This is a genomic window from Morganella sp. Je.2.23, from assembly GCF_051129855.1.
GTDB classification, from domain to species: Bacteria; Pseudomonadota; Gammaproteobacteria; order Enterobacterales; family Enterobacteriaceae; genus Morganella; species Morganella sibonii.
This window is the reverse complement of the sequence record NZ_JBCPSQ010000010.1, coordinates 36745-59766: the sequence shown is the minus strand read 5'-3', so window position 1 is coordinate 59766 and position 23022 is coordinate 36745. Positions and strand designations below refer to the sequence as shown.

Below are 23022 nucleotides of genomic sequence, written 5' to 3'. Positions count from 1 at the left end.
ATTAATGTTTCTGTGAATCTGACGCAGCAGCGGTTACCGGTGACGGTGTTGGTTCTGAGTCACGGACTTCCGGTGATGGCCGGGCCGGAATTTCCGCAGCAGTGGCCGGAGATGGTGCTGCCGGAGACGGATTTTGTACCGCCGGTGTACCGGCTGACGCCGGACGGGCAGGCGGAACTTCTATTTCCTGATCAGCCAGTGCTTCCGGGTCGAGTTGCTTTTTCAGTGAATCCACCGGTTCCTGATAAGAGCGGCGCAATGTATCCGCAGCTTCTTTCAGGTCATCCATCGACGCTTTCAATTCAGGTGAAATCGCTTTACCGGCCTGCTCTTCCATCTTTTTCAGGTTATCCTGAAGTTCCTGGAGCTTGAGCTCCTGGGTCAGTTCATTCTGCACATTGGCAGCCATTGAACGCATCACACGTATCCAGCCGGCTACTGTTTTCACAGCAACCGGAAGACGTTCAGGTCCCAGAACCACAAGTCCGATAACCAATACTAAGATCAGTTCACCAAAACCGATGTCAAACACGGGTTATACCTGCTCTTTGTTTTTATTCTCTGGCTGCTCAGCTGAATCAGCTTTCTTCTCTGCGATATTTTTTTGTTCAAAATCCGCATCTTTTCCGGCTGTTGTTGTATCTGCTTTGTTCTGATCGTCATCACCGATGGCTTTTTTAAAGCCCTTGATAGATGCGCCCAAATCAGAACCCAGGGTACGAAGTTTGTTTGTTCCGAACAGGAGAACAACAATCACAGCAATAATTAATAATTGCCAAATATTAATACCGGCCATTAGTTTTACCTCAAATTGATATGGACCTACTTACTTCATTATATACAACCACAGCCGTATACGGAAATACACAACATAGGTTGAAACCTTGTCTTAACTCAATCTTTACTTCATTTTACCGGATTGCCACCATCCTGTTACCCAGGTGATCGCACCAAAAAACATCAGAACCCATGGTGCAACAGGCGCACCGGCCAGATAAAACAGACTGGCACAGATAAACAGGGTTGCCCCGATACCCAGTGAAAAATTTGCTTTCCGCTGAGCGGCCTGCTGCTGTTTCATTTGTTCAGTCAGCCGTTCAACACCGGATTGCAGGCGGCGCTGCTGTTTAAGACTGTCATACACCAGCTCCGGTAATTCCGGTAATTTTTCCGCCCAGAACGGTGCTTTTTCTTTGATCCCGCGGATCACGGCTTTTATACCGATCTGACTTTTCAGCCAGGATTCAAGGAATGGCTTCGCCGTTTTCCACAGGTCAAGCTGCGGGTAGAGCTGACGTCCCAGCCCTTCAACATACAGCAGCGTTTTTTGTAATAAAACCAGCTGCGGTTGTACTTCCATATTAAAACGGCGGGCAGTATTAAACAGATTCAGCAGTACATGACCGAAGGAGATCTCTTCCAGCGGCTTTTCAAAAATCGGTTCACAGACAGTGCGGATAGCAAATTCAAAATCTTCCACATTGGTATCCGGCGGCACCCATCCTGAATCCACATGAAGCTCAGCCACCTTCCGGTAATCACGATTAAAGAAAGCGATAAAGTTCTCAGCGAGATAGCGCTTATCTTCTTTATTCAGAGAACCGACAATACCGCAGTCGATACCAATATACTGAGGATCGTCCGGATGCTCACGGCTGACAAAAATATTACCCGGATGCATATCCGCATGGAAGAAACTGTCGCGGAAAACCTGAGTGAAGAAGACCTGAACGCCACGCTCGGCTAACAGCTTCATATTAGTGCCCTGCTCATGCAGAGCCGCAATATCAGAAACCGGAATACCGTAAATACGTTCCATGATCAGCACATTTTCACGGCAGAGATCGGGATAAACCTCCGGAACATAGAGCATCGGGCTGTTTTCAAAATTACGGCGCAACTGAATGGCATTAGCCGCTTCACGTTGCAGATTCAGTTCATCCAGCAGCGTTTTTTCATACTCGCGGACAACTTCTTTCGGCCGCAGTCGTCTGCCGTCAGGTAACAGGGGAACCATGTTCGCCAGCCGGTACATCAGATGAATATCGGCCTGAATTACCGGCAGGATATCCGGGCGGATCACTTTAAGTACTACCGCTTGTCCGTTTTCTTTCAGGACAGCGGTATGCACCTGTGCAATTGATGCGGATGCCAGCGGGGTAATATCAAAATCATCGAACCAGGTTTCCACCGGCCCTTCCAGGGCATCCTCAATGGTTTTCTTTGCCAGATTGCCGTCAAACGACGAAACGCGATCCTGCAACAGCGCCAGCTGGTCAGCAATGGCCGGCGGGAACAGATCCCGGCGGGTGGAGAGCATCTGCCCGAATTTGATCCATACCGGTCCCAGTTCCTGAAGCGCCAGACGCAGACGCTCCCCCAGTGCTTTGTCTTTATGCTTGTTCGGCATCCAGAACAGTGAACGCCGCCAGAGACGTATCGCCCAGCTCAGGCGGTTCTTGGGGATCAGCTCATCCAGACCGTAATTCAGGAGGGTACGGATGATAAAATAGAGGCGTTTTATTTCACTCGGTCTCATACCCGCTTCCTGTTCTTTTTTCCAGGCGGGCGAGGCGCGCCTCAAGTTCATCCGCGATATGTGCCACATCCGCGACTTCATCACAGAAATGGGCCGCTTCCAGCGCAGAAGGCGCCAGTGCCCATTCACGGGTGACAGCACCGGTCAGGTATTCCTGCTGACGGCATACCGCCCGCCGGAACAACTGCCCGCCTTTCACGGCAATCTGTGTCAGTGTCTGCGCGGCAATATCACCCGTATACGGTGCCAGATAGTGTGCAGGGTCCCATTCAGCCATATCCAGCAGTGCTGAAAAATGCTGAATAACCTGCATATCACCGTCAATAATGACATCACCCTGACGGATCAGAGTTGAAAGCTGTTGTTTATCTTTCAGTTTCAGCAACGTAAGAAAACGGGTTTGCAGCACGCAGTCAGCCGGATCTTCCCAGCGGGAAATCACATCCAGCTGTTTTTCACTGAAAATCAGCGTGAACTGCATATCCGGTTCTGTCAGCCGGAGCGTCAGTGTTTTTCCGGTCAGACGGGCGCGGGCCGGTTTCAGTACACTTTCGCTGTACAGCAGACGGTTGAGCACCGTTTCCAGAAATCCGGCAACCACAGGATAAAGTGCCTGCGGACTGACAGGAGACGGGATATTTTCTGCAAACGTATCAGACATATCAGAATTTGAATCCTTTATGCAATGCCACAATACCGCCGGTCATGTTGGTGTAGGAGACATGCTCAAAGCCGGCATTTTCCATCATGCCTTTCAGGGTTTCCTGATCCGGATGCATGCGGATGGATTCTGCAAGATAGCGGTAGCTGTCCGCATCATTCACAACCGCCTGCCCGATACGCGGCAGTACGTGGAAAGAATAAGCGTCATACACTTTACTCAGCGGCTCAAGCACCGGTTTGGAGAATTCCAGCACCAGCAGGCGGCCACCCGGTTTTAACACACGGAACATAGAGCGGAGCGCTTTGTCTTTATCGGTGACATTACGCAGCCCGAAAGAGATGATGATGCAGTTGAAGTAGTCATCCGGAAACGGCAGTTCTTCAGCATTCGCCTGAACATAATTCACATTACCGACAACCCCGTGATTACGCAGCTTTTCCCGTCCCATTTTCAGCATGGAATCATTGATATCCGCGAGGATCACCTGACCGTTTTCGCCGACCATACGGGAGAATTTTGCCGTGAAGTCGCCGGTTCCCCCGGCAAGATCCAGCACCCGCTGGCCACGACGGACACCACTGGCATCAATAGTAAAACGTTTCCAGACACGATGGATGCCGAAAGACATCAGGTCATTCATCAGATCGTATTTTGCGGCAACAGAATGAAAGACGTTTGCCACCATACCTGCTTTTTCGTTTCTGTTAACAGTGCGAAAACCAAAATCGATTGTATCCCGGGATTGCTCTTCCATTCTCTTCTTGCCTGTTTTGCCTGTGTGCATGAATTTATGATCGGAAAAGTGTATCAGCCTTTACCGCAAAACCCTATGCCCATTGTGTTGTTCTGCGAAATTAGCCGGAACCTCCGGCGGTTCATCCGCCCCGCTATCCTGTTGTTCACTGAGACGGGCTTTCTGTACCAGAATTTCATCCAGCGGGCGCTTTACCTCAACCCCCAGTTCACGGAAACCTTCGGCCTGTGACAGCAGATTTCCCCGGCCGGTGGTCAGTTTTTTCATCGCCCCGTGGTAGGTATTCTGAGCTTTATCCAGCGCCTGGCCGATACCGTCCATTTCCTCGGTAAACAGGCGAAGCTTGTCATAGAGACGGGCAGCACGCTGTGCGATCGCCTGACTGTTCTCATGCTGATGTTCATAGCGCCAGAGGTTGGCGATTGTCCGCAGTGCCACCAGCAGTGTGGATGGGCTGACCAGCATGATATTGCTTCTGAGGGCTTCGTCCAGTAGCACACTTTCCTGCCCGACAGCCGCCAGAAATGCCGGTTCGACAGGGATAAACATCAGCACATAATCCAGTGAGTTGATCCCGCTGAGATCCTGATATTCTTTTCGGCTCAGGCCGCGTATATGCTGACGCACAGAGTTGATATGTTCGGTCAGTGCCGCCTGCTGTGCTTCCGGGGTTTCACTGTTGAAGTAACGCTCATAGGCCACCAGCGACACTTTGGCATCAACAATGACCTGTTTGTTCTGCGGCAGGTAAATCACCACATCCGGCTGATAACGGCTTTGCTGTTCATTTTTCAGGCTGACCTGAGTGGCGAATTCATGGCCTTCCCGCAGACCGGAGGCTTCCAGGATACGGGCAAGAATCGTTTCCCCCCAGTTACCCTGCATTTTGTTATCACCTTTCAGGGCATTGGTGAGATTGACCGCTTCCTGTGCCATCCGCAGATTGAGCTGCTGCAGACGCTGAATTTCATGTGTCAGGGTGTGCCGTTCACGGCTTTCCTGGCTGTAACTTTCCTGAACCTGCCGGTTAAAGTTATCCAGCTGTTCACGGAACGGGCGCAGCAGCATAGACAGGCTCTGGCGGTTGAGTTCATCCGTCCGGCGACCGCTCTGTTCAAAGATGCGGGAAGCCAGGTTTTCAAACTGGGTATTCAGGCGTTGCTCACTGTTGAGCAGCAGCCGCTGTTTTTCTTCGGCGGCCAGGCGGCTCTCTTCCAGCCGGGTGGTCAGCTCACGGATTTCAGCTTCCTGCTGTGCGCTGATATGACGGGCATTTTCCAGTGATTGTTCACTCTGTTCTCTGGCCTGTTGCCAGTACGCAGCCTGACGCCGTGTTTCATCCAGCAGAGCAAGTTGTGCAATATTGTCCTGTAGCAGCCGGTTTTTGTCCGCCAGCCGCTGCTGCAGACTGAACCAGACCACACCGCCGCCCAGCAGAATACCGCTCAGAATGCCGATAAAACCATAAAGCCACTGAATATCCACGATGGCTGTCTCCTCCGCGAGTCACTTACGCCGCTTACGGTAAAATAGCACTGTACAGATGTCCACTGTCTTTTTACTGTCCGCCGTTTTTTTCGGCGCGTCACGCAAAAACCAATGTAATCCGGTGAAAATGCGGTGCTATCCGCCCATCAGCCCGGCCATCCATTTCAGTCCGAATGCGCCGGGGGCCAGCAGACCAAATGCCCAGATCACGGCAGAAAACAGATTGGCCAGCTGAAAATGGCGCTGCGGCATCGCACAGATCCCGGCCACCAGCGGCACCACCGCCCGGAACGGCCCGAAAAAACGCCCGAGGAAGACACCCCATATTCCCCACTTTTCAAAGAACTGATGCCCTCTGACCAGGGTTTGCGGGGATCGGGAAATCGGCCACATATGGCGGACATTGTCTTTGTAGTAGTAGCCGATGTAATAGGAAACCCAATCGCCGAAAAAGGCGCCGGTGGCCGCCACGAGGAAAACCGGCAGAAAATTCAGTCCGCCTTCCCCGATCAGAGCCCCGACCCCGAGCAGGATCACTGTCGCCGGAAACAACAGGGAAAGAAATGCGAGAGATTCACCGAATGCCAGCACAAAAATAATCGGCAATGCCCAGAACTCATGTTCACGGACAAACGCGGTGACAGTGGTAATAATATCTGCCGGTGCCAGAGAATCCCCCTTACTATCGGATCTTATTCAAGGAAATGGTTACGGATTTTATCGCGGACGGCGGTAGTCAGCCCGATATCTTTCGCCAGCCAGGTATCAATACTGCCATAATGTGAGTGAATGCTTTTCAGTGCAGTATTCAGGAAATCAGACTGTACGGAATACACATAGGCGAATTTTTCCACAACCGCTTCCGGCATGGTTTTCGCGTGTTCTGCCAGCAGTTCATGGCGGTAAGGTGCCAGGGTGTCGTTGGTCAGCAGGTAATCTTCCATCACCATATCGGTATCCGCGCCGAGCGCAAACAGCACCAGTGCCGAGCCCACACCGGTCCGGTCTTTCCCGACGGCACAGTGCTGTACAATGCCGCCTTTTTCCGGGTTGCGCAGCATATCACCGAGTGCATGATAAGCCGGGTTTCCCAGCGGCAGCAGTTCATAAAGACGCAGCATAAAGGCTTTCGGATCAAACTCCGTCAGTGCTTCATTGCCGAGCTTCTCAAGATTGGCGTCCACTTCTTTTGACATCGGATTTGCCGGTGCGTTCGTGTACAGCGCACCATTCCACAGGCGATCCGGTTTATCCGCAATTTCGCCGCTGTCGCGGTAATCCAGGATCTGAAACAGATTCTGCTCTGTCAGGCGGGTTAAGTCGTTGTCGCTCAGGCGATCCAGCGCCCCGGCACGGAACAGCAGGCCGGGTTTGATTTTACTGCCGTCCGGCAGCACTTTGTTTCCCAGGTCCCGGAAATTGATCCCGCCGTCAAGCGGCAGCACGGAAGGATGCGGTAATGGCTGTCTGGTCATTGATACCTCTTTATCATTATTATCAGTATGTTCGGCACGATCACTGTATCAGATTTACAGAATGAATGATTAAAAAAAAGCCGTATCACCGGAAAAACCGGAGACACGGCTGATTCACTGAACCGGTAACGATCAGATGAGATGACGGGCGGCTTCCACCACAATATCCAGGGTATTGGATTCTGTTTTCTTCATCTTCGCTTCATCAGGAATTTCCTGCTGGGTGCGGTTAACAATAACCCCGGCAACCATCCCCGCACGCAGCCCCTGGCTGGCGCACATGGTCAGCAGTGTGGCGGATTCCATTTCAAAGTTCATCACGCCCATTTCCTGCCACTCTTTCATTGATCCTTTGAACCGGCGGGTCACACGGCCGCTGAACGTATCATAACGCTCCTGGCCCGGATAGAAAGTATCAGAAGAAGCAGTCACACCAATATGGACGGTAGCTTTGGCTGCTTTCGCTGCATTTACCAGTGCTGTGGTACATTCAAAGTCAGCCACGGCCGGGAATTCCATCGGCGCAAAGTGCAGGCTTGCACCATCCAGGCGCACAGCAGCCGTGGTCACAAGGACATCACCGACATTAATGTTTTCCTGAATCGCACCGGTGGTACCGATACGCAGGAACGTGCGGATACCCAGCTGCGCCAGCTCTTCCACCGCAATTGAGGTGGACGGGCCGCCGATACCGGTTGAGCAAACGATGACCGCTTTGCCATCCAGTTCACCGCGCCATGAAGTGAATTCACGCAGAGACGCGAGATGAACAGGGTTATCCATCAGGCGGGCAATTTTTTCGACCCGGTTCGGATCGCCCGGCACGATAGCCAGCGTCGCACCCTGTAAATCTGCTTTAGTCAAACCTAAATGAAATACATCAGCCATCCTGAACTCCTTTGCGAAAAAGTGATTATTGGGGACACTCTAACGTGTCGTCACACAAAATTTAGTGATTATTATCACTTCATTGATACTAACAAATGAATCAATTACATAAAAATGAGATTCAAATCACATAAACAGTGATTTGTGCTGAAAATGTCACCGGACTGCTCTCTGAAAAAGGTAAACACAGGTTGCTTTTTTGTCCGCCTCACTCTACTATCCGCACCATTCCGGCACGCGATGCGTGCTGACCTGTCACTTTCAGAACGTAAGGAGGTTCATATGACAACATTACAGTGCACTCTTTGCGGGCTCTTGCAGAACTGATTATCACATCGGTATTACAGCGTTATTTCTCCGTATTACCCGTCCCTGTTTCCTGTCTGTTTCTTCCTGACTGCCCGCCGTAAACCCGAATTTTCACTATTTTCCGGAATGGATTATGGGCAATTATATGCATTTTGTCGCGCCGGGCGTCTCTTATATCGCCTCGGATGCGACGTGGATCGAAAGTAACGCGATTCAGCAACTGATCACCACCGCACAATTACCGGGTATGACGGCTGTTGCCGGTATGCCGGATCTGCACCCCGGCAGAGGCTATCCGGTGGGTGCGGCATTTTTCTCTGAAGGCCGTTTTTATCCCGCGCTGGTCGGTAACGATATCGGCTGTGGTATGGCGCTGTACCAGACTGAGCTGAAAGTCAGCAAACTCAATGCTGACAAGGCAGAAAAGCAACTGCGCAGCATGCATGACCATGCAGATGCAGACTGGCTGGCAGAGCACGTGAGCGATCACTTCGTATCACATCCGTTTGCGGCGTCTCTGTCTTCTGTCGGCGGCGGAAATCATTTCGCTGAGTTTCAGCAGATCGATAAGATCTGTGATGACGGGCTGTTTGCTGCGTCAGGGCTGGATAAACAGCGGGTTGTGCTGCTGGTTCACAGCGGTTCACGCGGTCTGGGACAGATGGTTCTGCGTCATCATGTTGAGCAGTTCAGCCACGGCGGACTGACAGAAAATACACCGGAAGCGGCTGAATATCTGGCAGCACATCAGCAGGCGCTGGATTTTGCACAGCACAACCGGGCGCTGATTGCACTGCGGATGATGCAGCAGCTGCGTACCAACGGTGAGGTGATACTCGATATCAATCACAACCTGGTGGAGGCCTGCACGATCAACGGACGTGACGGCTGGCTGCACCGGAAAGGGGCAACCCCGGTAAATCATGGTTATGTGGTGATCCCCGGTTCACGGGGGGATTACAGTTATCTGGTGAAACCGCAGGCCACCGCTGACAGCCTTTACTCTCTCGCGCACGGCGCGGGACGTAAATGGATGCGCACCGAGTGCAAAGGACGTCTTTCTCACCGTTATACGCCCGCACAATTATCCCGGACTGATCTCGGCAGCCGGGTTATCTGCGCCAATAAACAGCTGATTTATGAGGAAGCGCCGCAATCCTATAAATCGATTGAGACAGTGATCGACAGTCTGTGCGGTGCCGGACTGATTACCGTAGTGGCACGGCTGAAACCGTTGCTGACCTACAAAACGAGCGGGGAGTGCTGCTGATGTTATTACAGTTTTCTGCCGCTCACGGCCCGGAAGAGTGCTGCCTGGCAGTGAAGCATGCGTTACGTGTCTTTTTGCAGGATGCCGCACAGTCAGCAGTAACGGTGACAATTGCAGAGGAAATGCCGTCACAGCACGGTCTGCATTCTGTATTGCTGTCACTGGACGGAGAGTATGCGGATGCCCTGGCGGATCGCTGGTGCGGGACATTGCAGTGGCAATGTGCCAGCCCGTTCCGCCCGAAACACCGGCGTAAAAACTGGTTTATCGGTATCCGGCGTTTTACTGCGCCGCAGGCGGTATCAGACAGTGAAATTATCTTTGAACGTCTTAAATCACAGGGGCCGGGCGGTCAGCATGTGAATAAGACAGAATCCGCTGTCCGTGCCACGCACATTGCCACCGGTATTACGGTCAAAGTGCAGTCTGAACGCAGTCAGCACGCCAACAAAAAACTGGCCCGCCGCCTGATTGAATGGCATCTCAGCCAGTATCAGCAACAGCAGTCCGCATCACTGAACGGCGAGCGTCACCGGTCACATCATCAGATCGAACGCGGCCGGGCAACGCGCTGCTTCAGCGGGCCGGATTTCCGTCCGGTCAGCTGACAGCGCATAACACAAAGCCGGTCATCACTGACCGGCTTCTTTCTTCTTTTATATAAATTAACTCAGCGGGATGTCAGCGGATTTTCCCGCAGACGGCGCGCCGCTTCCACCATGTTTGCCAGGGCTTTGCGGGTTTCATCCCAGCCGCGGGTTTTCAGGCCGCAGTCCGGGTTAACCCACAGACGCTCCACGGCGATCTTATCCGCCGCTTTGCGCAGCAGCGCTTCAATCCACTCCACTTCCGGCACATTCGGCGAGTGAATATCATAAACGCCCGGTCCGATTTCATTCGGATAATCGAAATCTTCAAATGCTTCCAGCAGTTCCATATCCGAACGTGATGTTTCAATGGTGATCACATCCGCATCCAGCGCCGCGATGGAATCCATAATGTCATTGAATTCGCAGTAACACATATGGGTGTGGATCTGAGTGTCATTTTCTGCGACTGCGGCATTGAGCCGGAAGGCATCCACCGCCCAGGTGAGATACTCCGCCCATTCTTCGCGGCGCAGCGGCAGCCCTTCACGCAGTGCCGGTTCATCGATCTGGATAATACCGATCCCGGCTTTCTGCAAATCGTCCACTTCATCACGCAGTGCCAGAGCAATTTGTTTAGCAATAGTTTCGCGGCTGACATCCTCGCGCGGGAATGACCAGCAGAGAATGGTCACCGGCCCGGTCAGCATACCTTTCACCGGTTTGCTGGTGAGGGATTGCGCGTACGTCGCCCAGTCAACCGTGATAGGTTCCGGACGGCTGATATCTCCGATAATCACCGGCGGTTTGACACAGCGGGAGCCGTAACTCTGCACCCAGCCGTTCTGCGTAAAGACATAACCGTCGAGATGCTCGCCGAAATACTCCACCATGTCATTACGTTCCGCTTCACCGTGAACCAGCACATCCAGTCCGAGCCGTTCCTGCTCATTAATCGCCTGCTTAATATGTTCAGAGATATTGGTGCGATAGAACGCTTTATCGATATTTCCTTTTTTGAAGTTCAGACGCAACCCGCGGATTTCTGTCGTTTGCGGGAAAGAACCGATTGTAGTGGTCGGCCACAGCGGCAGATTAAAACGACTGCGTTGTGCCTCTGCACGTTCGGCATACGGCGCGGCACGTTCACTGTCGCGGGCGGTTACCGCCGCCAGCCGGGCCGCGACTGCGGCGTTATGCACGCGGGAAGAGTGGCGGCGCAGCGTGATAGGTGCACTGTATTTCTCCAGCGCGGCAATATCGCCCGCCGAGCCGCTGTTGACCGCCCGGGTCAGCAGTGCCAGTTCCTCACATTTCTGCTGTGCGAAGGCAAACCAGCTTTTGACTTCCTCATCCAGTTTGGTTTCGTCACGCAGGTCAATCGGACTGTGCAGCAGCGAGCAGGATGTGCCGACCCACAGATCACGTTTTCCGGCCAGCGGTGCTATCACATCATATTTTTGCCGCAGATCGGCACGCCAGACATTGCGCCCGTTAATCAGACCGGCGGAGAGCAGCCAGTCTGCCGGTAAGGCTTCATGAATAGCCTGAATATCATCGCTGCCTGCAACAAAATCAACATGCAGCCCCTGCACCGGTAGTTCACGGATAAGCGGCAGATGGTGGCCCACGCTGTCAAAATAGGTGGTCAGCAGCAGTTTGGTATGCCCCTGCAAAGCATCATACGCGGTACGGTAAGCGGACTGCCATTCCGGCGGTAAATCCAGTACCAGTGCCGGTTCATCAATCTGAATCCACTCAATACCGCGCTCCGCCAGTTTTTCCAGCACGGTTTTATAGGCTGCCAGCAGTGACGGCAGTAATGATAAGCGATCAAACTGAGCGCCTTTCACTTTGCCGAGCCACAGATACGTGACCGGCCCGAGCAGTACCGGTTTCACCGCAAAGCCCTGCTCCAGTGCCTCATCCACCTCATCAAACAGCTGCGGCCAGCTCACGCTGAAGGTTTGCCCGCGCTGAAACTCCGGCACAATATAGTGATAGTTGGTGTTAAACCATTTTGTCATTTCCGCTGCTGCGGCCGGTTCACCGGAAGGCGCACGGCCACGGGCGATACGGAACAGGGTATCGAGGTCAATTTTCCCGTCAGCACCGGCATGACGCGGCGGCACATTACCAAACAGCAGACTGGTGCCGAGAACATGATCGTACCAGGCAAAATCCCCGACCGGTAATAATTCAACCCCGGCCTCTTTTTGCAGCTGCCAGTGGCGGCGGCGTAATTCACGGCCGGTATCGCGCAGCTCATCCTGCGAAATCTGCCCTGCCCAGTAACCTTCAAGCGCTTTTTTCAGTTCTCTTTTCAGACCGATACGCGGAAAACCCAGAGTGTGATTATGTGTCGTCATAAAAAATCCTATCATTTAGCCATCCAGATGTTTACACATCCATAATCAACGGGTACTGTATAAGAAACAAGCGCAAATTCTTCATCGCTAACCTGAAGGTTCCTCATGATAGAAATAAAACATTTAAAAACGATTCAGGCACTGAATCAGTCAGGGTCGCTCGCAGGAGCAGCAGGTGCGTTGCATCAGACACAATCCGCCCTTTCCCATCAGTTCAGTGAACTGGAGCACCGGCTCGGCTACCGGATTTTTATCCGCAAAACCCAGCCGCTGCAATTCACCCCGCAGGGACAGGTGTTGCTGCAACTGGCAGAGCAGGTGCTGCCGCTGGTGAAAGATGCTATCCGCGAGTGTAATGAGCCGGGGCTGACCGCGCTGCGCGTGGCGATTGAGTGCCACAGCTGCATTCAGTGGCTGACCCCCGCTCTGGCGCATTTCCGCGAAAGCTGGCCGCAGATTAATGTCGATTTCACTTCCGGCGTCAGTTTTGATCCGCAGCCGGAACTGCTGAAACGCGAACTCGATGTGGTGCTGACATCCGACATTGATGAGCAGCACAACGGGAAGCTGACATACACGCCGCTGTTTGATTATGAGGTGAAACTGGTGGTGGCACCGGATCATCCTCTGGCCCGCCGTCTGCATATTCAGCCGCAGGATCTGACAGCAGAAACCCTGCTGATTTATCCGGTACAGCGTCAGCGCTTTGATATCTGGCGGCGCTTCCTGCAACCGGCCGGTGTTTCCCCGCAGATAAAAACCGTGGATAACACCCTGCTGATGATCCAGATGGTGGCCGCCCGTATGGGGATCGCCGCACTGCCGCACTGGGCGGTGGAAAATTTCGAAAGACAGGGAATGGTGGTGACCAAAACCTTAGGGGAAGGATTGTGGAGCCGGCTGTATGCCGCAAACCGCAGCGGGGAACAGCGTCAGCCGGCTGTTGAGTCGTTTATTCGCGCGACGCGTCAGCACGCGGTGGACAATCTGCCTTTTGTAAAGACGGCTTCAGTATCCATACCCGGTGCACCCACAGCGATGCAACAATCAGGGTTGAGCCAATGCTGAACGTGAGCCAGTCCGGATGCTGCTGCCAGATGGCGAAGTTCACCAGTAACCCCGCCGGAACCATCATGTTGTTCATGATCGCGAGTGTTCCGGCGTCCACCTGCGTGGCACCGTAGTTCCACATAAAGTAGCCGATCCCGGAAGCACCAATCCCCAGCCACAGCAGGACGCCCCACTGTAACTGCGTGGACGGCATTTTGGCGAAATTGCCGAACAGCAGCCAGCCCGCCAGCGCCACCACACAGGCACCGAGGTAGAACCAGGAGAATGCCGTGCGCTGCACCAGCGGATGCACTTCCATCAGCCGCTTGTAACCGACCTGGCCGATGGCAAAGAAGATATTCGCCAGCTGCACCAGAATCAGCCCTGTCCAGAAAGAATCACTGAGATGGTCATAGCGGATCACCGCCGCACCAATCACCGCCAGCAGCGAACTGAACACATATCCCCACCGCAATCCGCGACGCTCCAGCAGATCATAAATCAGTGTCACATAAAGCGGCGTCAGCACGGTGAACAGCAGAAATTCCGCGACAGTCAGGTAGTTGTAGGCATGGAAAACGAAGAGATACATAATGCCGAGCTGACAGGCGCCCACCGCCATATACATCAGAATGACTTTCGCCGCGATCCCGCGCCAGCGCAGAAACGGCAGGAAAACCAGTGCCGCCAGCGACACACGGACTAATACAGAGAACCAGCTGTCCACCTGACCGGCGAGATACTCGCCGATCAGGCTGAATGATGCGGCCCATAAAATCGTGGTAATAATCAGTAACGGCATCGGTTATGTTTCTTTCTCAACCAGCAGGGCTTCCAGCAGATCCAGATCATGCAGCAGCAGTTGCAGGGTTTCATTGCTGATATTACGGGTCGCACGCTGGTGATACAGCTCCCCGCGCTCGGCACGCAGTGCGGTCAGACGGAAACGGCGTTCCAGATCTTCCACCTGGAGGTTATATTCCATCTCATCCCCCCCGGCGGTACGCCGCCTGAGGTGTCCGGCAACCCGCGAGGCCACCTCGCTGATCGCTTCCGCATCCAGCGCCTCGTCCGAACTGGCGGACAAACGCTCTTCCATCTTGCCGATACTGACAATCGCCACTTCCGCCATCGCCGCTTTCGCCGCACGGATTTCATTGGCATCTGCCTGTTTATCCCCGACATTCATGCCTTTGAGCAGGAACGGCAGTGATACCACCCCCATAAAGAGCGAGAAGATAATCACCCCGGCGGCGATAAACACCATCTGATAACGGGCCGGGAACGGCGTGCCGTCCGGCAGGAACAGCGGGATGGAAAGCACACCCGCCAGTGTTATCGCCCCGCGCACCCCGGCAAATGACGCCAGCCACAGATCACGGGTGGTATAGAATGTGAAGTCCAGCGGTTTACGTTTTAAGGTCAGGCGGCTGACGGTTTTCATCATCCACAGCCAGCAGAAACGCAGTACCAGCAGGGCAAAATAGATCACAATAACCGCGGTAAACAGCATCCAGGTTTCTACTGTCGGGTCCAGTTCCGCCTCAATAACGGACACCTGCCAGATCCCCGGCAGTTGCAGGCCGAGCATAATAAAGACCAGACCGTTAAAGACGAATTCCAGCATCCCCCAGACGTTATCTGCCCGCAGACGCATCGCCAGCGGTGCATTGCGGATCACGCCGGATTTGCTGATAGTCATCCCGGCGGCCACGGCCGCCAGGATACCGGACACACCGATATGTTCCGCGATCAGATAAGAAGCAAACGGCAGGAGTAACATAAAGACGATTTGCGTGGCCGGGTCATCCCCGCTCCAGCGGCTCATCAGACGCAGCGATTTACTGTACAGCCAGGTGACAGCCACCCCCGCCAGCAGACCGCCGATAGCGACTTTGAAGAATTCCAGCGTGACACCGGTGACCGAGAAAATCATCGTGCCCATGACAATCGCCACGGCAAATTTCAGCGCCACCAGGCCGGAGGCGTCGTTCATCAGCGCCTCACCTTCCAGAATGCCCATCATCTGTTTCGGAATGCGCCCTTTGCCGACAATCGACGACAGCGCCACGGCATCTGTCGGTGACAGCACCGCCGCAAGAGCAAAGGCCGGGATCAGCTCAATCCCCGGCATCAGCCAGTAGATCAGATACCCGATACCGATAACGGTGACCAGCACCAGGAACAGCACCAAAATGAAGATTTCCCGCCCTTTCTGCATAAATTCCCGGGTCGGGGTTTTCCAGCCGTCAACAAACAGCAACGGCGGTATCAGCAGGACAAGAAACAGTTCAGGGTCGAACGTGACATGCAGACCAAACTGCGGGAAGGCAAGCAGTGCCCCCATTGCGATCTGAATAATGGGTAACGGAATACGATACGGAATCATTTTGGTGAGAACACCGGACACCGACACGACCAGAATCAAAATAAGAATCGTAAAGAATATTTCCATATTACCCTTACTGAACTTAGGGCTTAACCAGCCCGCTGACAAAGAAGATACTGTTAATAACGGCAAAAAAACCGTAATAAGACCCCGGAAGAGAAAAAATTACCGCCGGTTGCCACTATCATACAAAAAAAGCAGCGGCGGATACGTTATCCGCCACTGCTATTTTATCTTCTCATGCCATTAATTCGGGCAATTAATTAGTATTTTGAGACAAATCGTATAAATAAAGCGTATCGTCACCACCAACTTCCGTTAAGTGGTGATTTATGACTTAAATTGCCCAGCCGCCAGCATAAAACGCCACCAGTGCCGCTGCGATAAGAACAGTGCCGATATTCAGCTTACGCCATTCACCCCCGGCAATACGACCGATAACCAGTGAAGCAAAGCCCAGCATAATCCCGGTTACAATGTTACCGGTCAGCACAATAAACACCGCACACAGTAAACCGGACATCGAACCGACAAAGTCACCGAAATCCAGTTTACTGACATTACTCAGCATCAGCAGGCCGACATACATCAGTGCCGGTGCCGTGGCATAGGCCGGAACCAGATAAGAGAGCGGAGAGAGAAACAGTATCAGCAGGAACAGCACGCCGACTACCGTTGCGGTCAGACCGGTACGGCCGCCCGCAGCAGCTCCGGCCGCAGATTCGATATACACCGCAGCAGGCGCCGCGCCGACAACACCGGCCACAATGCTGCTGACTGAGTCAGTTGTCAGTGCTTTGCCGCCGTTAATGATCTGATTATCTTTATCCAGCAGATTTGCCTGACCGGCAACCGCGCGGATCGTACCTGTCGCATCAAACACCGCCGTCATCACCAGTGCCAGAACTGTCGGCAACACCAGCGGCTTCAGTGCGCCCATGATATCCATGCTGAAGAAGAGTGACAGCCCGTCATCACCGAGAGACGGTAATTTGAAAAAGCCCTGATATTTCACATTCGGGTCAAAAATCAGCCCGATAACGGAAATGGCAATAATGACCAGCAGTACCGCACCCGGGACTTTCAGACGCTCAAGACCGAAAATCACCGCCAGACCGGCCAGTGCAATCATGACAGGGAAAGAGGTGAAATCCCCCAGTACCACCGGCATACCCGCGTTCGGGTTTTTAATCACAAGGTCGATATTGGTGGCGGCGATCAGCAGCAGGAACAGACCGATACCGATACCGGTACCGTGCGCAATGCCCATCGGAATATTACGCAGGATCCATGTCCGGATACCGGTTACGGAGATCAGGGTAAACAGAACCCCCATCAGGAAAACCGCGCCCAGCACAACCGGAATCGGGATATTCTGACCAAGCACCATGCTGAATGCCGTAAAGGCTGTCAGGGAGATCGCACAGCCGATCGCCATCGGCAGATTTGCCCACAGCCCCATCAGCAGAGAGCCAAACCCGGCAACCAGACAGGTGGCGATAAAAACTGCCGTATGCGGGAAACCCGCCTGGCCGAGCATGCCCGGCACAACAATCACGGAGTACACCATCGCCAGGAATGTGGTCAGTCCGGCGAGAACTTCACGGCGGACAGTCGTCCCGCGCTCAGTCAGTTTAAAAAATTGGTCTAATTTGCACCCGCTTTGCGGCTGTGTCGCAGACATGTCATCACCTGTGTTAATGAATTTTGTGTCACATCACGTAAACGATTGCGTTTTCAGAAAAAATCCGCCGGTTTCCGGGTAAAAAAACCGGACACACACGACGCAAACGTTTGGCTTTCAACAGAGAAAAGATGTGATTTTTTGAGGCAAACGATTATCTTAGGAAAAATCCTGATAATCAAGGCCAAATCCGGGAATTTTTTCACATCTGCCGCACGGACGGGTTATCATCATCCGTCCCGGTGCCTGATGACGGAATCTGTAATGAAACTGACTGCTTATCTCCTCCCCGTGAGCCTGTTCTGCGCTGTTTTACCAGCGGCACATGCAGCGATCACCCCGCTCAGCCCGGACACCTGCCGCGCTATGACGGCACTTGGCATTATCACACCGGAAAACCCGGTGCCCTGTGAACGGCTGGTGAATGTGGATGTCCGGTTTATCACCTTTGAGGGCGAAACCCGCACCGGCACTATTACTGTCGCCGATATTATTGCCCCTGAAACGGAAGCGCTGTTCGGTGAGTTGTACCGGCGAAAATTCCCGCTGCACAGCGTGCTGCCGATAGAGGCCTTCGGCGGTGATGATGAGGCATCTATGGCGGCTAATAATACGTCGGCATTTAACGGCCGCCGTCAGGCAAGTCAGAAAGCCTGGTCAAAACACGCTTACGGCATGGCGATCGATATTAATCCGCAGCAAAACCCTTACCGCTTCCGCGAGAAAAGCGGCCGTGTGACCATCAGTCCGCCGCAATCCGCCGCTGCACTGACCAACAGAGAAGCTATCCGCGACGGAAAAATGGAAACGGTGCTGCCACTGGTTTTCAGCCACGGTTTTCTCCGCTGGGGCGGGGAATGGAAAAATCCGGTAGATTTTCAGCATGCGGAGATCGGCAGTTTTACCTTTATTAATCATCTGCTGTCACTGCCGCTGCCGGACGCACAGGAGGAATACAGTGCCTATGCCGCCCGCTACCGCGACTGTTTCCGTAAAAGCAAAACCGGTGATGAGCTGCTGCGCGCCCGGCAATGTGCTAAAAAAGTGCTGCGCTGACCGCCGTCAGTGCACCAGGTTACTGATCAGCAGCGTCAGCCCGGCCAGCAGGATCACCATATTCAGGAAACGGAAAAAGGCCTCTTTCGGGATACGCATAGTGATATGCCGCCCGAGGACAATCCCCGCCACCATCGCAGGCAGAAACAGCAGCGCAGTAATGGCAATTTCGCTGTTCCAATAGATGCCCATGATCAGAAAAATAATCACACGGGTTAATGTACTGAAGCCAATCAGCGTGGTCTGCGTGATACGGAACCGGTTTCTGTCCTCAATCCGCCCGGCAAAATAGATGGCATACACAAACCCGCCCGCCCCGAACAGCGCACTCAGAATACCGCCGCCGATACCGAACGGAATAATGTATTTCTGCGGATAATGCCGTGCCGTCTTCTTAATAAAGAGGGAATAAAGCGCATAGAGAACAATAAACGCCCCGAGGAACACCGCCAGCAGATCCGGATGTGTTTTCAGCAGAATCGCCGCACCAATCAGACTGCCGCCGATCATCAGCGGCACCATCCATTTCAGCTCGGCAAAATCGGCTTTGCGCCCGTCACGGGTGACGTTAATCACCGCGGCGCCCAGATCCATCAGTGCCAGCATCGGCACAATGTGCGAAACCGGAATAAAGAAAGCCAGCACCGGGCTTGCGATCAGCGCAGAGCCGAATCCGACCATCCCGAAGACCAGATAACCGGCGAAGAGCACCGTAAAACAGATGAAAAAATCTGCCCATGGCAGGGTGTAGATCATGGTGAGCACCCGTTTAATGACATATGTTAATTATCACCATGCCGGACGCTTTCCTCTGATAACATCATTTATCAGACCTGTCTTTCCGGAAAATCACGGCTTACTGTTGTACAACAAGTGTGCAATACTAACAGGGTTTCCCTGCAAATTTCATTGGTATCAATTACATTATGCTAAAAACCAGTGCCCACATCGGCCAGAAAGTCAAACTGCTGCGTCAGGCGCGTAACCTGTCGCTCAATGATCTTTCAAAACTCTCCGGCATCTCGAAAGCCGCACTGTCCAAACTGGAATCCGGTGATTCCAATCCGCGTATCGATACACTGGAGGCCATTGCCGTTGCACTGCGTTTCCCGCTGGGCGATCTGTTTACCGCCAGTAATGAAGGTTATCCCCGTTACGAAAAAAATAAAGTCTTTAAAGGGGAATATGCGGAAGATTTTAAATTCCGTGTCGGTATGGGGAATATTTCAGAGATCTGGCACCTGAAGATGATCCGCGGTGCGATTATTAACAGTCCCGCGCACAGTACCGGTACCCATGAACATATTCTTATCCACCAGGGTACGCTGATGATGCGCTTTAATGAAGATCAGACAGTCCTGCTGGAACCGGGTGATTTCTATGCGTTCTCCTGTGATATTCCCCACTCTTATATCTGCATGGAAGGCGATCTGAGCGGTACGCTGATTATGTCTTATTCCCATATCGGCCAGACATCACCGTAATCCCGGACAAAAAACCGGGCTTATCCGCCCGGTTTTATCACGCTACTGAATGTATTTATTCAGTTGTTCAAAGATACTGATATCTTCGTTGTACTTCACGTCCTGCACGTCTTCCAGTTTTTCCACCTGACTGACCATCTGGCTTAGCCGGTCATCCGATTTCACCAGCAGCCAGATATGGCTGTGATCCTGTCCCGGCAGCGGCAGACACAGAATACCGTCCACGTTAAACGCCCGGCGGGCAAACAGACCGCAAATGTGCGTCATAACACCGGGGTGGTTACGGACGACCAGTTCCAGAGCGATAGGCTGATTATTTTTTTCCATGATTCTGTCCTCTGTCATCAGGCTGTGACCATATCGATATTGGCATCACCCGGCAATACCATCGGCCACACTTTTTCACTGACATCGATTAATGCGTGGATCAGACACGGCCCGGGATGGTCAATCGCCGCCTGCAATGCAGCATGCGGATCACTCTCTTTATTCAGATCACAGGTATGCAATCCGAAACCTTTGGCAATCGTCACAAAATCAGTCTGATACGGATAGGCAGATGCCACAATATGCTCATCGAACATCAGCGTCTGCTGCTGGTGAACCATCCCCAGCGCCTGGTTGTTCATCAGAATAATTTTGATATCCAGATTATGCTCTGCGGCTGTCGCCATCTCCTGGATATTCATCATAATACTGCCGTCACCGGTAAAGCAGATAATTTTGCGTGACGGCTCCGCCAGTGCGGCACCAATCGCCGCCGGTAAACCAAATCCCATGGTTCCCAGCCCGCCGGAAGTCAGCCACTGGCGCGGACGGCATAACGGATACGCCTGCGCCACCCACATCTGGTGCTGGCCGACATCCGTGGTGATAATGGCATCGTTATCCACCGCATCAGCCACCGCAGCGATCAGCCCGAAGTGACTTAACGGATTGCTCTTGTTGATCTGCTCCAGCGGGAATTCCTGTTTGATCTGCGTGATATGATCATTCCACGCCTGACGGGTATTCACCTCAATCTGCGGCAGCAGCATGGCGAGAACCTGTCCGGCGTCCGCGTTGATCGCGATATCCGGCTGCTTGATCTTGCTGATCTCCGCGCGGTCGATATCCACATGAATAATTTTGGCATCCGGGCAGAACTGCTCGGCTTTGCCGATGGCCCGGTCGTCAAAACGCGCCCCGACCACAATCAGCAAATCAGATTCCTGCAAAATCATGTTGGTATAGCGGGCGCCGTGCATCCCTAACATCCCCAGATAGAGCGGATGCTGCTGCGGAATGGTGCCTAACCCCATCAGGGTCATGGTGGTCGGTAACCCGGCACGTTCGGCAAAACTCTGCACCAGCTGCTGTGACTGAGAAGCCACAATACCACCGCCGATATACAGGATCGGGCGCTTCGCCTGATTAATCATGGCGGCCGCTTCGCTGACTTTTTCGGCATCAAACAGCGGTAACGAATCTTTTGGCATGATTGGCGGTAATTCATCAATCTCAATGATGGCTGCCTGAACATCTTTCGGCACATCCACCCAGACCGGTCCCGGACGGCCGGATTCCGCAATACGGAATGCATCCGCAATAATACCCGGCAGATCCTGAACATTGCGCACCAGATAATTATGCTTGGTGATAGGGATAGACATGCCGTAAGTGTCCACTTCCTGGAAGGCATCGGTGCCGATCATCGGCGAAGAGACCTGGGCGGTGATACAGACCAGCGGAACTGAATCCAGTTTGGCATCCGCAATCGCGGTCATCAGATTGGTCGCACCCGGCCCGCTGGAGGAGATACATACCGCCGCTTTACCGGTTGTGCGGGCAATACCCTGTGCGATAAACCCGGCTCCCTGTTCGTGGCGGGCGAGGATATGGCGGATGCGGCTTTTGCCCAGTGCATCATACAGCGGCAGCGCCGCCCCGCCCGGAATCCCGGAGACAGAGGTGATCCCGTGCTGTTCTAACATGCGGATAATTAATTCCGCCCCCGTCATCCGGGTTTTTGCCTGAGTCTGCTGTGAAGCTCCCATAACATCATCCTTTTCTTAACAACCGGTTCAGTTTCGCGGAGCCTGACATAAAAAAACCCCGCTCGGTTTACGCCGGCGGGGTTAGTGATCCTGTTGCTGATCCCAGCCCGTTACGGCGCGCTGCCGACGACCACCACCACTACCACACGCACGACGACAACCGCGTCTGATAGCGCGGTTGTTAGTAGTACGTTTTGCGGACGGGTGAATGGTTTCACGGGGTATCTCTCAACAGTAAATTGTGTGTGAATAAATTCGGTTCGTACTTTAAAAAAACATAAGAATGAAATCTGTACAAGCCTTTTTTCATTTATTTTTTATTCAGCCACTGAATTGTGATCGTTATCACTAATAAATCACTACCATAAAAATCAAAAATAATTAACCTATTGATTTTAAATAAAATATCAAAATACCCAATTTACTGTTACAGCGGGAAACAGCACTGTTCCTGCTAAAAAACAGCGATAAAAAAGGGAAAAGAAACAATTATCCGGAGCTATACAAACCATGGAACGAAAATCACAGCGGAATATATCGCAGGGAGATCACTGAAAACAGCGCCTGTTCACATTATCGCTGTCAGTTACTAAAAATCATTTTTTTATCAGTTTTATTGCTCAGTGTAATAAAAAACAGGATTTATTCAATTACCGGGCCGATTAACAGAACACATTAAAATGTGATTATTTGGTTAAAAATAACCTGACAGGTTACATTGAAATTACAAATACGGCTAAAACAGGTATTTTTACGTGACATTGATCACATATAATTACTACTGTGATTGTCACGTTTCAGGTTTACAGATAAAACGTAATCCGACACATGCTCTTTAAGCCTCTTATCATATTTTAATAAAAATTGAGTATATAACGCATTGATACCCAATGGTTTCATTGGGTTTTTTCTTTAAAAAGAGCAAACACACATCCGGTTACGACAGACATTTATAATAAAAATACCCGTTCTGATAAAAA

Annotated in this window: 21 protein-coding genes; 5 read left to right on the top strand and 16 right to left on the bottom strand. The window is 52.5% G+C overall.

The genetic code is table 11. From position 1 onward, the window contains the following. Position 1: 1 nt before the first annotated feature. The 9 genes from tatB to udp all read right to left on the bottom strand — a co-directional run bounded on the left by tatB (position 2) and on the right by udp (position 7808). Positions 2–532: a Sec-independent protein translocase protein TatB gene (gene tatB, locus AAZR23_RS19955; RefSeq protein ID WP_434694448.1), complete on the bottom strand. Its 531-nt coding sequence runs from the start codon at positions 530–532 to the stop codon at positions 2–4. Between the two features lie 3 nt (positions 533–535). After that, positions 536–796: a Sec-independent protein translocase subunit TatA gene (tatA, locus tag AAZR23_RS19950; RefSeq protein ID WP_024475177.1), complete on the bottom strand. Its 261-nt coding sequence runs from the start codon at positions 794–796 to the stop codon at positions 536–538. A 105-nt stretch (positions 797–901) separates the two neighbouring features. Continuing rightward, positions 902–2539, bottom strand: coding sequence for a ubiquinone biosynthesis regulatory protein kinase UbiB (gene ubiB / locus AAZR23_RS19945; protein WP_434694447.1), 1638 nt, complete (start codon positions 2537–2539; stop codon positions 902–904). Next, positions 2526–3200, bottom strand: coding sequence for a ubiquinone biosynthesis accessory factor UbiJ (locus AAZR23_RS19940; protein ID WP_218427307.1), 675 nt, complete (start codon positions 3198–3200; stop codon positions 2526–2528). Before AAZR23_RS19940 ends, ubiB begins: the two co-directional genes overlap by 14 nt. Position 3201: 1 nt before the next feature. Then, positions 3202–3957 (bottom strand): bifunctional demethylmenaquinone methyltransferase/2-methoxy-6-polyprenyl-1,4-benzoquinol methylase UbiE, encoded by a 756-nt coding sequence (ubiE, locus tag AAZR23_RS19935; protein WP_046892759.1) that lies wholly within the window; start codon positions 3955–3957, stop codon positions 3202–3204. A gap of 60 nt (positions 3958–4017) precedes the next feature. Next, positions 4018–5442: a DNA recombination protein RmuC gene (gene rmuC / locus AAZR23_RS19930; RefSeq protein ID WP_166706911.1), complete on the bottom strand. Its 1425-nt coding sequence runs from the start codon at positions 5440–5442 to the stop codon at positions 4018–4020. 138 nt (positions 5443–5580) lie between these two features. Continuing rightward, on the bottom strand, positions 5581–6114 hold the full coding sequence (locus AAZR23_RS19925) for a DedA family protein (protein ID WP_046892757.1): 534 nt from the start codon (positions 6112–6114) through the stop codon (positions 5581–5583). A gap of 23 nt (positions 6115–6137) precedes the next feature. Then, positions 6138–6920 carry a tyrosine-protein phosphatase gene (locus AAZR23_RS19920; RefSeq protein ID WP_046892756.1) on the bottom strand — a complete coding sequence of 261 codons (783 nt, stop codon included), beginning with the start codon at positions 6918–6920 and terminating at the stop codon, positions 6138–6140. A gap of 132 nt (positions 6921–7052) precedes the next feature. Beyond that, positions 7053–7808: a uridine phosphorylase gene (gene udp / locus AAZR23_RS19915; protein ID WP_004238238.1), complete on the bottom strand. Its 756-nt coding sequence runs from the start codon at positions 7806–7808 to the stop codon at positions 7053–7055. Between the two features lie 442 nt (positions 7809–8250). On the opposite strand from udp, the gene AAZR23_RS19910 reads away from it, so the two are divergent. Together AAZR23_RS19910 and prfH are read left to right on the top strand one after the other, a co-directional pair. After that, entirely contained in the window at positions 8251–9387 is a 1137-nt protein-coding gene (locus tag AAZR23_RS19910; RefSeq protein WP_434694446.1) for an RNA ligase RtcB family protein, read from the top strand. Beyond that, entirely contained in the window at positions 9387–9995 is a 609-nt protein-coding gene (gene prfH / locus AAZR23_RS19905) for a peptide chain release factor H (RefSeq protein ID WP_166706909.1), read from the top strand. Before AAZR23_RS19910 ends, prfH begins: the two co-directional genes overlap by 1 nt. A 62-nt stretch (positions 9996–10057) precedes the next feature. Here the strand turns inward: prfH and metE are convergent, their stop codons facing one another. Continuing rightward, on the bottom strand, positions 10058–12343 hold the full coding sequence (metE, locus tag AAZR23_RS19900) for a 5-methyltetrahydropteroyltriglutamate--homocysteine S-methyltransferase (RefSeq protein ID WP_434694445.1): 2286 nt from the start codon (positions 12341–12343) through the stop codon (positions 10058–10060). A 105-nt stretch (positions 12344–12448) separates the two neighbouring features. On the opposite strand from metE, the gene metR reads away from it, so the two are divergent. Continuing rightward, the gene (gene metR, locus AAZR23_RS19895; RefSeq protein WP_434694444.1) at positions 12449–13411 is read left to right on the top strand and encodes an HTH-type transcriptional regulator MetR; all 963 of its coding nucleotides are present in this window, start codon (positions 12449–12451) and stop codon (positions 13409–13411) included. Here metR and AAZR23_RS19890 read toward each other — a convergent pair. From AAZR23_RS19890 to AAZR23_RS19880, 3 genes are all read right to left on the bottom strand, one after another. Next, complete coding sequence (locus AAZR23_RS19890; RefSeq protein WP_434694443.1) at positions 13296–14195, bottom strand: carboxylate/amino acid/amine transporter; 900 nt, start codon at positions 14193–14195, stop codon at positions 13296–13298. The two genes, metR and AAZR23_RS19890, sit on opposite strands and share 116 nt — an antisense overlap. A gap of 3 nt (positions 14196–14198) precedes the next feature. After that, positions 14199–15848 (bottom strand): Na+/H+ antiporter, encoded by a 1650-nt coding sequence (locus tag AAZR23_RS19885; RefSeq protein ID WP_046892750.1) that lies wholly within the window; start codon positions 15846–15848, stop codon positions 14199–14201. A 271-nt stretch (positions 15849–16119) separates the two neighbouring features. After that, positions 16120–17466: an NCS2 family permease gene (locus AAZR23_RS19880; RefSeq protein ID WP_046892749.1), complete on the bottom strand. Its 1347-nt coding sequence runs from the start codon at positions 17464–17466 to the stop codon at positions 16120–16122. A gap of 264 nt (positions 17467–17730) precedes the next feature. Here AAZR23_RS19880 and AAZR23_RS19875 point away from each other — a divergent pair, with 264 nt between their 5' ends. Continuing rightward, positions 17731–18522 (top strand): M15 family metallopeptidase, encoded by a 792-nt coding sequence (locus AAZR23_RS19875; protein WP_434694442.1) that lies wholly within the window; start codon positions 17731–17733, stop codon positions 18520–18522. A gap of 6 nt (positions 18523–18528) precedes the next feature. On the opposite strand, the gene AAZR23_RS19870 is transcribed toward AAZR23_RS19875, so the two are convergent. Then, a complete protein-coding gene (locus AAZR23_RS19870; protein ID WP_046892747.1) occupies positions 18529–19278 on the bottom strand; it encodes a sulfite exporter TauE/SafE family protein in 750 nt (249 codons plus the stop codon). Between the two features lie 170 nt (positions 19279–19448). Here AAZR23_RS19870 and AAZR23_RS19865 point away from each other — a divergent pair, with 170 nt between their 5' ends. Further along, on the top strand, positions 19449–20006 hold the full coding sequence (locus AAZR23_RS19865; RefSeq protein ID WP_046892746.1) for a helix-turn-helix domain-containing protein: 558 nt from the start codon (positions 19449–19451) through the stop codon (positions 20004–20006). A 42-nt stretch (positions 20007–20048) separates the two neighbouring features. Here the strand turns inward: AAZR23_RS19865 and ilvN are convergent, their stop codons facing one another. Continuing rightward, on the bottom strand, positions 20049–20333 hold the full coding sequence (ilvN, locus tag AAZR23_RS19860) for an acetolactate synthase small subunit (RefSeq protein ID WP_004238249.1): 285 nt from the start codon (positions 20331–20333) through the stop codon (positions 20049–20051). A gap of 17 nt (positions 20334–20350) precedes the next feature. Beyond that, the gene (gene ilvB / locus AAZR23_RS19855; protein WP_046892745.1) at positions 20351–22042 is read right to left on the bottom strand and encodes an acetolactate synthase large subunit; all 1692 of its coding nucleotides are present in this window, start codon (positions 22040–22042) and stop codon (positions 20351–20353) included. Between the last annotated feature and the right edge of the window lie 980 nt (positions 22043–23022).

Excerpts from the sequence above, each read along its gene's own strand:
- AAZR23_RS19940 (WP_218427307.1), bottom strand. The coding sequence starts at position 3,200 with ATGTCTGATACGTTTGCAGAAAATATCCCGTCTCCTGTCAGTCCGCAG.
- ubiB (WP_434694447.1), bottom strand. The coding sequence starts at position 2,539 with ATGAGACCGAGTGAAATAAAACGCCTCTATTTTATCATCCGTACCCTC.
- AAZR23_RS19875 (WP_434694442.1), top strand. The coding sequence starts at position 17,731 with ATGAAACTGACTGCTTATCTCCTCCCCGTGAGCCTGTTCTGCGCTGTT.
- ubiE (WP_046892759.1), bottom strand. The coding sequence starts at position 3,957 with ATGGAAGAGCAATCCCGGGATACAATCGATTTTGGTTTTCGCACTGTT.
- AAZR23_RS19885 (WP_046892750.1), bottom strand. The coding sequence starts at position 15,848 with ATGGAAATATTCTTTACGATTCTTATTTTGATTCTGGTCGTGTCGGTG.
- tatA (WP_024475177.1), bottom strand. The coding sequence starts at position 796 with ATGGCCGGTATTAATATTTGGCAATTATTAATTATTGCTGTGATTGTT.
- metE (WP_434694445.1), bottom strand. The coding sequence starts at position 12,343 with ATGACGACACATAATCACACTCTGGGTTTTCCGCGTATCGGTCTGAAA.
- prfH (WP_166706909.1), top strand. The coding sequence starts at position 9,387 with ATGTTATTACAGTTTTCTGCCGCTCACGGCCCGGAAGAGTGCTGCCTG.
- metR (WP_434694444.1), top strand. The coding sequence starts at position 12,449 with ATGATAGAAATAAAACATTTAAAAACGATTCAGGCACTGAATCAGTCA.
- AAZR23_RS19880 (WP_046892749.1), bottom strand. The coding sequence starts at position 17,466 with ATGTCTGCGACACAGCCGCAAAGCGGGTGCAAATTAGACCAATTTTTT.
- ilvB (WP_046892745.1), bottom strand. The coding sequence starts at position 22,042 with ATGGGAGCTTCACAGCAGACTCAGGCAAAAACCCGGATGACGGGGGCG.
- udp (WP_004238238.1), bottom strand. The coding sequence starts at position 7,808 with ATGGCTGATGTATTTCATTTAGGTTTGACTAAAGCAGATTTACAGGGT.
- AAZR23_RS19910 (WP_434694446.1), top strand. The coding sequence starts at position 8,251 with ATGGGCAATTATATGCATTTTGTCGCGCCGGGCGTCTCTTATATCGCC.
- AAZR23_RS19920 (WP_046892756.1), bottom strand. The coding sequence starts at position 6,920 with ATGACCAGACAGCCATTACCGCATCCTTCCGTGCTGCCGCTTGACGGC.
- AAZR23_RS19890 (WP_434694443.1), bottom strand. The coding sequence starts at position 14,195 with ATGCCGTTACTGATTATTACCACGATTTTATGGGCCGCATCATTCAGC.
- AAZR23_RS19870 (WP_046892747.1), bottom strand. The coding sequence starts at position 19,278 with ATGATCTACACCCTGCCATGGGCAGATTTTTTCATCTGTTTTACGGTG.
- AAZR23_RS19865 (WP_046892746.1), top strand. The coding sequence starts at position 19,449 with ATGCTAAAAACCAGTGCCCACATCGGCCAGAAAGTCAAACTGCTGCGT.
- ilvN (WP_004238249.1), bottom strand. The coding sequence starts at position 20,333 with ATGGAAAAAAATAATCAGCCTATCGCTCTGGAACTGGTCGTCCGTAAC.